The sequence below is a fragment of the Aquimarina latercula DSM 2041 genome (assembly GCF_000430645.1).
GTDB lineage: Bacteria > Bacteroidota > Bacteroidia > Flavobacteriales > Flavobacteriaceae > Aquimarina > Aquimarina latercula.
Map to the genome: position 1 here is coordinate 691,155 of NZ_KE387185.1, position 11,414 is coordinate 702,568.

9 protein-coding genes and 1 riboswitch are annotated in these 11,414 nt (G+C 32.6%); of the genes, 8 read left to right on the forward strand and 1 reads right to left on the reverse strand.

Features of this window, described 5'->3' with window-relative positions; genetic code table 11:
• Positions 1-180: 180 nt before the first annotated feature.
• Positions 181-510, forward strand: coding sequence for a hypothetical protein (locus tag H526_RS0120895; RefSeq protein ID WP_027394813.1), 330 nt, complete (start codon positions 181-183; stop codon positions 508-510).
• A gap of 183 nt (positions 511-693) precedes the next feature.
• The gene (locus H526_RS0120900) at positions 694-2,046 is read left to right on the forward strand and encodes a sigma-54-dependent transcriptional regulator (RefSeq protein ID WP_027394814.1); all 1,353 of its coding nucleotides are present in this window, start codon (positions 694-696) and stop codon (positions 2,044-2,046) included.
• Here the strand turns inward: H526_RS0120900 and H526_RS0120905 are convergent.
• Complete coding sequence (locus H526_RS0120905; protein WP_027394815.1) at positions 2,043-4,478, reverse strand: hybrid sensor histidine kinase/response regulator; 2,436 nt, start codon at positions 4,476-4,478, stop codon at positions 2,043-2,045. The genes H526_RS0120900 and H526_RS0120905 overlap by 4 nt on opposite strands.
• 318 nt (positions 4,479-4,796) lie before the next feature.
• Between H526_RS0120905 and H526_RS0120910 the strand changes: the two genes are divergently transcribed.
• The 6 genes from H526_RS0120910 (at position 4,797) to H526_RS0120935 (ending at position 11,411) form a co-directional block, all read left to right on the forward strand.
• Positions 4,797-6,980 (forward strand): TonB-dependent receptor, encoded by a 2,184-nt coding sequence (locus H526_RS0120910; protein ID WP_027394816.1) that lies wholly within the window; start codon positions 4,797-4,799, stop codon positions 6,978-6,980.
• A 63-nt stretch (positions 6,981-7,043) separates the two neighbouring features.
• Positions 7,044-7,141: riboswitch (TPP riboswitch) on the forward strand.
• A gap of 83 nt (positions 7,142-7,224) precedes the next feature.
• The gene (thiS, locus tag H526_RS0120915; RefSeq protein WP_027394817.1) at positions 7,225-7,425 is read left to right on the forward strand and encodes a sulfur carrier protein ThiS; all 201 of its coding nucleotides are present in this window, start codon (positions 7,225-7,227) and stop codon (positions 7,423-7,425) included.
• Between the two features lie 45 nt (positions 7,426-7,470).
• Complete coding sequence (gene thiC, locus H526_RS0120920) at positions 7,471-9,330, forward strand: phosphomethylpyrimidine synthase ThiC (RefSeq protein WP_027394818.1); 1,860 nt, start codon at positions 7,471-7,473, stop codon at positions 9,328-9,330.
• Between the two features lie 76 nt (positions 9,331-9,406).
• On the forward strand, positions 9,407-10,015 hold the full coding sequence (locus tag H526_RS0120925; protein WP_027394819.1) for a thiamine phosphate synthase: 609 nt from the start codon (positions 9,407-9,409) through the stop codon (positions 10,013-10,015).
• A 7-nt stretch (positions 10,016-10,022) separates the two neighbouring features.
• A complete protein-coding gene (locus tag H526_RS0120930; protein WP_027394820.1) occupies positions 10,023-10,778 on the forward strand; it encodes a hydroxymethylpyrimidine/phosphomethylpyrimidine kinase in 756 nt (251 codons plus the stop codon).
• Between the two features lie 6 nt (positions 10,779-10,784).
• Complete coding sequence (locus H526_RS0120935) at positions 10,785-11,411, forward strand: thiamine phosphate synthase (RefSeq protein WP_035086153.1); 627 nt, start codon at positions 10,785-10,787, stop codon at positions 11,409-11,411.
• The last annotated feature ends 3 nt before the right edge of the window (positions 11,412-11,414 follow it).

Sequence of the window (11,414 nt, forward strand, 5' to 3'; positions counted from 1 at the left end):
GTGTAAAATTTCTACACTTTTGTGTGGATTTTACAAATTTCTACAGTTTTTTATTTTCGCAGAAAATACTTAAACACCTGTAATATAGTATTTTAAATCATTTTCTTTTGCTATTTATTTTTTGGAACAATTATTCCTATTTATAATACCGTAAGACTAGTTTTTACAATAATTATAAAAATGAAAAATTTACAAATGATCATCGCGATAGTAGTTAGCATTATATCAGCACAAGGAGTGATAGCTCAAGATGAGTTGGCTGAAAATGACGGATGGGAATTTATGGATTATGAATATGAAGTACAGGAGTATGCAGAGATCGAAATTGTAGAATTACCAATGTCAATTCAAGATGCTGCTGCTAGAGATTTTGAAAACTTACGTATACACAAAGCCTACATTTCAAAGGATAATACTTATAAAATTATTCTTAAAGGTAAAGATAACTACACTAAAGTTGTATTTGCTAGCGCTAATGGCGAATGGATAAAGCCAGACGACAAATCTTAAATCTAGGGGTAGAAAAGGATATCGTTTTGCAACCAAAAGACGATATAAAGTTGTTTAGTGCTAAAAAGAGACCCAATCCCAAGGGTCTCTTTTTTATTTTTTACGTTTCTTTGATGTAGAGAATTATTAAATGTTTTTAATGTTTAATTTTATGTAATACATTTAGAATTAAATGATGTCAATATGTCCAAATTACTGATTGTTGAAGATGATGTTGCTTTTTGTACAATGCTTAAAACTTTTTTGCAGAAAAAAGGATATGATGTATCTACTTCATTTTCTGGTAGCGAAGCAGTTTTGCAAATTCAAGAGCATACATTTGATGTTGTACTCACTGATGTAAGGTTGCCGGATAGAGATGGAATTACCTTATTAGAAGATATTAGAGCGAAAAACCCAAAGACTCAAGTTGTAGTTATGACGGGTTATGCAGAAATTAATATGGCAGTTAGTGCTATTAAGCAAGGTGCTTTTGACTATGTTTCTAAGCCATTTAATCCAGATAAGATACTTCAGATTATAGAAAATGCTTTAAAAGCTGATACTAAGGAGCTAGAACCAAATAGAAATAAAGATTCTAAGAAGAACGATGTAGTTATTGCTAATAATAATTCTTTTGTAAAGGGAATTAGTGATGCTTCTAAAAAATTAAATGAATACGTTGCATTGGTAGCACCTACGCGTATGTCTGTGCTAGTTATAGGGGATAGTGGTACAGGAAAAGAATATGTGGCAAGTAGTATCCATAAAGCTAGTAAAAGATCGGATAAACCTTTTGTTCCTGTAGATTGTGGTGCAATTCCGAAAGAAATAGCTTCAAGTGAATTTTTTGGTCATATTAAAGGATCTTTTACAGGGGCAGTAAATGACAAAGTAGGACATTTTGAAGCTGCTAACGGAGGTACTCTGTTTTTAGATGAAATAGGTAATCTTAGTTATGAATTGCAAGTTCAGCTACTTCGGGCGTTACAAGAACGAAAAATCAAGCCAGTAGGTAGTAATAAAGAAATAGAGGTAGATATTAGGGTTATTGCTGCTACCAATGAAGATCTTAGTAACGCTGTTAAAGAAGGAGAATTTAGAGAAGATCTGTACCATCGACTAAATGAATTTTCGATAAAAGTCCCTCCATTAAAAGATAGAATAGAAGATTTGATGCTTTTTGCGAATTATTTTTTAGAAGAATCTAATGTAGAACTAGATAAGCATGTAGTAGGTTTTGCGGATGAGGTATTGGATACTTTTAAAAAATACGATTGGCCAGGAAACTTAAGGGAGTTGAAAAATATTGTAAAGAGATCAGTTTTGCTATCTCAAAATGAGATGATAACTATGGATATACTACCTAGTGATATAGCGTATGCTTCTCATAATTCTAAACAAACGTACGGTTTGTTTAAAAATCAGAATGAACAGGAGTTGATTTTGGATGCTTTAGAAAAAGCAAATGGCAATAAGGCTAAAGCAGCACGTATGTTGGATATCGATAGAAAAACACTATACAATAAGTTAAAACAATACGATATAAGTCTTTAATTTTTGACTTTTAATTTATTGATTAAATCTTCTATTTTGTGTATTCCTTCTTCCGTAAGTGAAAGTATTTTATTAGGTGTGAACTCGTAATCGTCTTGATGTTCTAAAGTGTTTAAAATAGGAACAATTTCCCTTGCTTTTATTTGCTTAAACATGGGTAACATTTTATGAGCTAATCTTTTAATTTGTTCAAAGTCTTCATTGCTAATGGCAGATTTTAATTCTGTTATGTGATCTATTGTGCTATTGCAGAAAGTTTCTAAAATAGCATATAAAGATTCTGAATCTCCTTGAGCAAAAAGCATTAGATCGTTTAATGAGTAATTGGCGTCTTTTTCTTGATCAGACGTGTTATTTTCATACCCAAGATCTACATCGATGGTTTTAATTTTTAAAACACCTGCGATTAAATCTATTAAAGCTTGTGGAGCATATGGTTTACGAAGGCTTCCAGAAAAACCTGCATCTTCATATTCTGATAAAGAAACTGCAGTTCTACCTGATAACGCAATAATTGGTAAATTGTTATATTTAGAATTATTCTGAATTTCTTTTAGTAGTTCAAAACCATCCATTTTAGGCATTTGTATATCGGTCAGAATTAGATCGTACTCGTTTTTGTTTAAAAGTTCCAATGCATCTATTCCATGTTCTGCTATATCATATGATAACCCTATTAGTGATACTACTTCACTAGTTAAATCTAGTTGGCTGAGATCATCATCTACTATAAGGACCTTTTTGTTTGTAAAATGTTGAATTTCTACAGATTCATTGTCTTCTTCTGTAATTTGAGTTTTAGCAAGTTCAATAGGTATACAAAATATAAAATTACTTCCTTCTTCAACTTCACTCTCTAACTTGATTTTTCCATTAAGTAGTTTGATTATTTTTTTGGTAATTGCTAGACCTAAACCAAAACCACCATATTTTTTTTCCGTATCGTCATCTCCTTGGGAGAATTCTTCGAAAATGTATTTCTGTTGTTCTTTAGTAATTCCAATACCGGTGTCTTTTACAGAAATTATAAGCTCCTTTTCCGCAAGACCGTTTTCAGTTATTTTACCATCTATAGTAATTGAACCTTGATCAGTAAACTTATAGGCGTTGTTTAATAAGTTAGTGAGAATTTGTTTGATTCTAAATGGATCTCCTAAGTACTGCTTGTTTAGACTTTTATCCACGTTTATAAAAACCTCTAGGTTTTTAGTATCGTTCACAGGGATGATACTGGTAATAGTATTTTCTATTAACTTTTTAGGAGAAAAAGGTAATTCTTCTATAACCATTCTACCAGCCTCAAGTTTAGATAGATCCAAGAGATCATTTACTAAATGAAGAATATAATCAGAGGATTTTTTTAGATGTCCTAAATAGTGTTTTTGTTTATTAGTTAACCCTGTTTTTTCTAATAAATCGGAATACCCAATAACTGTATTTAAAGGAGAGCGAAGATCGTGAGTTACTGTGTTTATTAACGATTCTCTAGTTTTTAGTAAAGTTTCTTTGTAGGTCTTTTCTGCTTCTAATTCGTTTCGATATTTCTGACTCTTTGATACATCTTTGGTGATCAAAAAGAGAAAAGTAATAGCGATTATTAAGCTAATTGCAGTAATAATTATAATGAATTGAGCAGTTTTATCAAGAATATTATTAGATCGTTCTAGTTTCGCCACATATTCCTTTCGCTCATTATCTTCTATAGCAGCCATCAAATCTCGAAGCTGTCGAGTAATAATTTGATCGTTCTTTAAGAGTTTATTTTCTCTAGCTTTGATCTGTCTTTGGTATCTTCTTTCTTTTTCCTCAGCATCCGAAAGTGCCTGATAAATAGATCTGGCAATAGAATCAATAGTTTGATTGGTTAAACGCTCTTCATTATCTTTTCTCGTATATTCTAACCAAGCTATAATAGCCTCTTTTTTTTGAGGACTATATTTTCTAAAGCGTTTATCATAATCGGTATAATTCCCAAAATTCTCATTCTTCTTTAGTTGGTCCATTACATTTTCCTGCAACCCTTTTTCTTTACTTTGCTCATATATTGCAATAAGTTTCTCAAAGTTTTGGTTTTTATTGTCAATTAAAACCTTAATGCTGTCAATTTTTCTGGATTGTAATGTGTCAAGAGACATTGTACTAACTCTATCTATGGTACTTATAATAGAATCAATTTTTGTTTTATAATTTTTGAATTTCTCTGTATCTGAGGTTTGGATGATATTTCTTGTTAGACTTTCTGCCTCGTAAAGACCGGTTATGGCTTCGCCAACTAAGAAAAGTTTTTCATTGTTGTCATTTTTAATTTTAGTGATTTCAGAATAATTGCTAAACTGCCTGTAGATCACCCAAAAAGCAATTACTGCAAGTACAATTGCCAGTGTGTAACCAGCAATTATTTTTAACGTAATAGAACGTTTTGTATTTTTCATACTATACTAACTTCAAAAAAACAGAAGCATTGTTTTTATCTTTAATAAAGTTACAATAAATCAATTAAACATAGTACTTTTGCGGCAAAATCTCAAAGGGGTGCAACGTCTTAAAAAAAGAATTTTTTTAGACAAAGCTGAGATCATACCCGATGAACCTGGGCAGGTAATGCTGCCAAGGGACGCTAGAAGTTATTAATATCTTTGGATAATAGTACTTTAGGGAATAATAATTATGCTTGTTATACAGTGTAATTAGGTCAAATTAATTTTAATCGTTGAATAATTACTCCTTTTATTCGTAACAATATTTTACGAATGAAAAACATATTGTTTTATCTCATCATCTTTTTAGTGAGTCTACAAATCTCGGCTCAGGAAAAGCAAAAAGATTCCATAACTAATAAAGTTGAAAAACTAGATGAAGTTCTAGTTAAATCTGTTCGTGTTGATGCAGATTCACCAATAACACATTCTAATCTTTCTAAAGAAGAATTGGCTACTCGTAATCTTGGTCAGGATATACCAATATTACTTAACTATTTACCAGGCGTTGTAACTACCACGGATGCAGGAGCAGGAGTCGGGTATACATATATTAGAGTGAGAGGTAGTGATGCATCCCGAGTAAATGTTACTTTAAATGGAATTCCTTTTAATGATGCGGAGAGTCAAGGTACCTTTTGGGTTAACCTACCTGATTTTGCATCTTCTGTAGAAAACTTACAACTTCAGCGTGGAGTTGGAACTTCTACCAATGGTTCTGGAGCCTTTGGAGCTAGTTTAAATCTACTAACGGATGCTGTTTCCGAAAATGCAAATGCAGAAATTTCTAATTCATTTGGATCTTTTGGTACAAGAAGGCATAATCTTAAGTTTAGTACTGGATTGCTCAATGATCATATAGAAATTGCAGGTCGTTTATCGGCAATTGCATCTGATGGATATATCGATAGAGCATCATCGGATTTGAAATCATATTTTTTACAAGGTTCTTATGTAGATGAAAATACATTAATTAAGGCAGTTGCTTTTGGAGGGCATGAAATTACATATCAATCTTGGTTCGGAATAGATCAAGCAACTCTAGAAAGTGATCGTACTTTTAATCCTGCAGGTCAATATACAGATGAGGACGGAAATACACGTTTTTATGATAACGAAGTAGATAACTATAAACAAGATCATTATCAATTGCACTGGAACCAGAAATATAATAATTATTGGTCTACTAATGTGGGACTTAATTATACGTATGGTAGAGGGTTTTTTGAGCAGTACAAGGAGGATGAAGATTTTGCTGATTATGACTTTACTCCTATTGTTATCGGTGGTGAAACTATCAATACTACGGATTTAGTTCGTCGTCGATGGTTAGACAATGATTTTTATGTAATTAATGCCACCGCTAATTATAAGAATAATAATTTGGATGTTGATTTTGGTGCATTTTATAGTTTTTATGATGGTGATCATTTTGGAGAAGTAATTTGGGCACAAAATGCTGGAGGATCAGAAATCAGGGATAACTATTATTTCGGTAATGGAAAGAAAAATGAGTTTACCATTTTTGGGAAAACTACCTATAGAGTTAACAATAAATGGAGCGCATTTGTAGATTTACAAGGGCGTTTTGTAGGGTATAAAACAACTGGTTTAACATCCGATCGAGTTCCATTAGAAGTAGATGAAGACTATGATTTCTTTAATCCAAAATTGGGAACTACATACCAAATCAATGCTTCTAATCAATTATATGCATCTTATGCAAGAGCGAATCGAGAGCCAAGAAGAAGCGATTTTGAAAATGGAATTAACAAGGCAGAAAAACTTAATGATATCGAATTAGGTTGGAGGTTTAATAAAAAGAGAACGATAGTAAATGCTAATTTATATTACATGTGGTATAAAGATCAATTAGTACTTACCGGAGCATTGGATGATGTAGGAGCACCTATAAGAGCTACAAGTGGAGAGAGTTATCGTTTAGGGATAGAAATTGATGCCGATATAACTATTACGGACAAATTTATTGTAAAGCCTAATATAGCTATTAGTACCAATAAAAATAAAGATTTTGTAACTTCTAGAGATGGTAGTTTAGTAAATTTAGGAAACACTAATATTTCTTATTCTCCAAATATAGTAGCAGGGAATATGTTTATATATCAACCTGTAAAAAACCTTCAACTTGGATTTCTTTCTAAATTTGTTGGAGAACAATATATGGGTAATATAGATAGTGAAACCTCTAAATTGGATAGCTTCTTTATAAATGACCTAAACGTAGTATATGAGATCAAAAACATACCAGTTTTTAAATCTATTGTGCTAACAGGTTTAGTGAATAATATTTTTGATGCAGAATATGTGTCTAATGGGTATTTCTTCACTTTTGATGATGATTTTAGTAATCCAGGAACAGTTACAACGGTTGAAGGAGCAGGATTCTATCCACAAGCTGGAATTAACTTTTTACTCGGAGCAACATTAAAATTTTAAGTTAAAAAACCTAGAAAACTAATATTTCTTAGTATAGTTTTCTGGGTTTTATTATTTTTATCAAATGAACTTTAGGGGTGACTCCTTATTATGGAGTCTGAGAAATACCCTTTGAACCTGATGCAGTTAGTACTGACGAAGGGAAAAGTTAATCTCATTTCTTATATGATAAGATATATAAGAATATGATTTTCTTCTCAAAGAACAGGTTTTACCTAAAGTTTATGGATTTAAATCTAAATAAATGACCATAAACGTTAATAATCAAAAGCAAATTATTTCAGAAAATAGTTCGATAGATTTTCTATTAGAAGAGCTATCACTTTCTAAAAACGGAATTGCTATTGCTATTAATAATCAAATCATAACCAAAGATACTTGGAGTGATACCATCGTTAAGGTAAATGATAATGTTACCATCATTCGTGCTACACAAGGAGGATAAATAAAATACTAACTAGGCTTACTAAAAAGTTAAAACGACTTACTTATGAAGAAAAAAGATACTGCACCACAGGAGGGGAAAATAACAACAACTCCTTTTCCAAGTTCTAAGAAGATCTACGTAAATGGAAATATCCATCCAAAGATTAAAGTGGCCATGCGAGAAATAGAGTTAAGTGATACCGTAGATTCGATGACTCGTAAGAAAACACCCAATGAATCAGTAGTAGTATATGATACCAGTGGGCCATATACCGATCCGAGCAAAGAAATTAATGTGCATGAAGGGATTGAGCGTATTAGAGAACAATGGATTTTGGATCGTGGTGATGTAGAAGAATTGGATAATTTTTCTTCAGAATATTGTAATCAACGTCTAAATGATGCAAGTTTAGATCATCTTAGGTTTAACCATTTAAGAAAGCCTAAGAGAGCAAAAGCAGGAAAGAATGTTTCCCAAATGTATTATGCTAAGCAAGGAATCATAACTCCTGAAATGGAATATGTTGCTATCCGAGAAAATCAAAAAATTGAAGAAGCTACCAGAATTGCTAATCAACATCCAGGTCAAGATTTTGGAGCAAGTATTCCTAAAAAAATTACAGCAGAGTTTGTAAGAGAAGAAGTAGCTAGAGGAAGAGCAGTAATCCCTTCTAATATAAATCATCCAGAAGCAGAACCAATGATCTTGGGGCGTAATTTTTTGGTAAAGATAAATGCCAATATTGGTAACTCTGCTACAACTTCTAGTATAGAAGAAGAAGTAGAAAAAGCGGTTTGGGCTTGCCGTTGGGGAGCTGATAATATTATGGATCTTTCTACAGGTCAGAATATTCACGAAACACGAGAATGGATCGTTCGTAATTCTCCAGTACCAATTGGTACAGTGCCTATTTATCAAGCTTTAGAAAAGGTAAATGGAAAAGCAGAAGACCTTACTTGGGAGATTTTTAGAGATACTTTGATAGAGCAAGCAGAACAAGGAGTGGATTATTTTACAATACATGCGGGTGTACGTTTAGCATATGTTCCTATGACAGCAAAAAGAGTTACAGGAATTGTTTCTCGAGGAGGTTCTATTATGGCAAAATGGTGTTTAGCACATCATAAAGAAAGTTTTTTATATACTCATTTTGAAGAAATTTGTGAGATTATGAAATCCTACGATGTAGCCTTCTCTTTAGGAGATGGTTTACGTCCAGGGAGTATAGCTGATGCTAATGACGAAGCACAATTTGCAGAATTAGAAACGCTAGGTGAATTAACAAAGATTGCCTGGAAACACGATGTACAAACTTTTATAGAAGGACCAGGGCACGTTCCTATGCATATGATTAAACAAAATATGGATAAGCAATTAGAAGCTTGTGGAGAAGCACCTTTTTATACATTAGGTCCTTTAACAACTGACATTGCACCAGGATATGATCATATAACATCAGGAATCGGTGCAGCAATGATCGGTTGGTATGGTACAGCCATGTTATGTTATGTAACTCCTAAAGAACATTTAGGTTTGCCTAATAAAGAAGATGTTCGCGTTGGTGTGATTACCTATAAGTTAGCAGCTCACGCGGCTGATTTGGCAAAAGGACATCCAGGAGCACAACATAGGGATGACGCATTAAGTAAAGCCCGATTCGAATTCCGTTGGGAAGATCAATTCAATTTAGCTCTAGATCCAGAAAGAGCCAGAGAATATCATGATGAGACATTACCGGCAGAAGGAGCAAAGATTGCTCATTTTTGTAGTATGTGTGGTCCAAAATTTTGTTCTATGAAAATCTCACAAGAAGTACGTGATTATGCTGCTCAAAAAGAAATTGATGATCAGAAAGCTCTAGAAGAAGGAATGCAGGAGAAAGCAGAGGAGTTTAAAGAAAAGGGAAGCGAAGTATATCTATAAGTATAAGTTGTCGGGCATTGAGTTTCTGTAATTATGATACTCAATGCTTGATGTCCAATTACCTGACACCAAAAAGATGATTATAGTATTAACATCAGAAAAACCAATTCCTAACGAAGCCAATCAGATTAATCAATTATTTAAAGCTGATTTAGAAATATTACATCTTCGTAAACCGACTTTTACGATTGATGGATATCGATCTTTGTTAGATTTAATAGAGGCTAAATATCATAATAGAATAATGACGCATCAGTTTCCCGAGCTTACTCAAGAATATAAATTAAGAGGGATTCATTTACAAGAGCAAGCACGTATTGATCTAGAAGATGCATTAGAAGTTACTATTAAAGTTTATACTAATAAAGGGTTTTCTGTGACAAGTTCTTTTCATTCTAAAGAGGATATTGAAGCATGTAAAGCAGATTTCGAATATGTTTTATTAAGTCCGGTTTTTGGATCAATTTCTAAAGCAGGTTATGAAGGGAAAGGTTTTGATGTAAATGACTTGAATCATACCATTATCGGAATGGGAGGAATTAATGAAACTACTTTACAAAAAACCTATGATTTAGGATTTAAAGGAGTTGGTATTTTAGGTGGTATTTGGAATACTGAAGATCCTATAAATAGTTTTTCTAAAATACAGGAAGCAAATAATATAGTGTTAAAAGACACGATTTAGATTCTATATGCAAAATCGTCCTAATGTACTTACAATTGCCGGTTTTGACCCTTCTTCGGGAGCAGGATTAACAGCAGACATTAAAACTTTTGAAGCTTTAAAATGTTATGGAATAGCAGTTTGTACGGCAAATACTATTCAGAATGACAAAGATTTTGAGGCATGTCATTGGATCGAAGAACAAATTATAAAGAATCAGATAGAAGTTTTATTGAAAAGATTTAAGATTGATTATGTAAAAATCGGGATTATCCAAAATTGGGAAGTACTTCTTGATATTATTGACTTTCTATTAGAGAAGAATAGTAATATGAAAATTGTCTTAGATCCAGTTTTAAAATCAAGTTCGGCTTATGATTTTCATGAGCTTTCAATTGTAGCACCTGAATTCGAAGAGATATTAGATAAAATATATCTTTTGACTCCAAATTATAGTGAAATTAATGCTTTTTATCCTGATAAAACTATTGAAGAAACGATACAACATATTTCTAATAAAACGAATGTATTGCTAAAAGGAGGCCATCGAGAAGAAATGCTGGGAAAAGACGAATTATTTACCAAACAGGGAACTTACTTTGTATTAAATCCTAAAAACAAAAACATGACTGAAAAACATGGAAGTGGTTGTGTGTTATCATCGGCGATAACAGCATATCTGTCTCAAGGTTTTCCGTTATTAAAATCCTGTTATCGAGGAAAGCGATACATAGAAAAAGTGCTAAGTTCTAACACCTCGCTTTTGGCGTATCATAAATTCTAAAATATAATGACTACACTACAATATATCTCTCAAGGCAAATCTCCACAAGAACATTTACAACATATTGGAGAAGCATGTGAAGCTGGTGTTCGATGGGTACAATTACGTTTAAAGGATATGGATCCTGCTACGGTATTAAATACGGCTTTAAAATGTAGAGAAATCTGTGATCAATATGCAGCTGTTATGATTGTTAATGATAGCGTAAGCATAGCAAAAGCTTCTCAAGCTGATGGTGTGCATTTGGGATTAGAAGATATGAATCCTAAAGAGGCGAGAACTATTTTAGGAGATAATTTTATTATCGGAGGTACCGCTAATACATTACAAGATTGTATAAAACATAAGGAAGATGGAGTGGATTATATAGGATTAGGACCTTTTAGACATACCGATACCAAAAAAAAGTTAAGTCCAGTATTGGGGTTAGATGGATATCAAAAAATTATTTCAGAATTAGATGATCATAATACGCCAATAGTTGCAATTGGAGGTGTTGAGCAGAATGACATAGGTCAAATTTTAGATACTGGAATAAACGGAATTGCTGTCTCAGGAATGCTTACAAAGCAAGATGATTTAGAAGAAAGAATAAAAAATATAAAAAAGCTAATGGCTATAACCGAAAGCTAAAAA

What these genes read in the sequence shown, in the direction of transcription:
- H526_RS0120895 (WP_027394813.1), top strand. Translation starts at nt 181, where the DNA reads ATGAAAAATTTACAAATGATCATCGCGATAGTAGTTAGCATTATATCA.
- H526_RS0120900 (WP_027394814.1), top strand. Translation starts at nt 694, where the DNA reads ATGTCCAAATTACTGATTGTTGAAGATGATGTTGCTTTTTGTACAATG.
- H526_RS0120905 (WP_027394815.1), bottom strand. Translation starts at nt 4,478, where the DNA reads ATGAAAAATACAAAACGTTCTATTACGTTAAAAATAATTGCTGGTTAC.
- H526_RS0120910 (WP_027394816.1), top strand. Translation starts at nt 4,797, where the DNA reads ATGAAAAACATATTGTTTTATCTCATCATCTTTTTAGTGAGTCTACAA.
- thiS (WP_027394817.1), top strand. Translation starts at nt 7,225, where the DNA reads ATGACCATAAACGTTAATAATCAAAAGCAAATTATTTCAGAAAATAGT.
- thiC (WP_027394818.1), top strand. Translation starts at nt 7,471, where the DNA reads ATGAAGAAAAAAGATACTGCACCACAGGAGGGGAAAATAACAACAACT.
- H526_RS0120925 (WP_027394819.1), top strand. Translation starts at nt 9,407, where the DNA reads ATGATTATAGTATTAACATCAGAAAAACCAATTCCTAACGAAGCCAAT.
- H526_RS0120930 (WP_027394820.1), top strand. Translation starts at nt 10,023, where the DNA reads ATGCAAAATCGTCCTAATGTACTTACAATTGCCGGTTTTGACCCTTCT.
- H526_RS0120935 (WP_035086153.1), top strand. Translation starts at nt 10,785, where the DNA reads ATGACTACACTACAATATATCTCTCAAGGCAAATCTCCACAAGAACAT.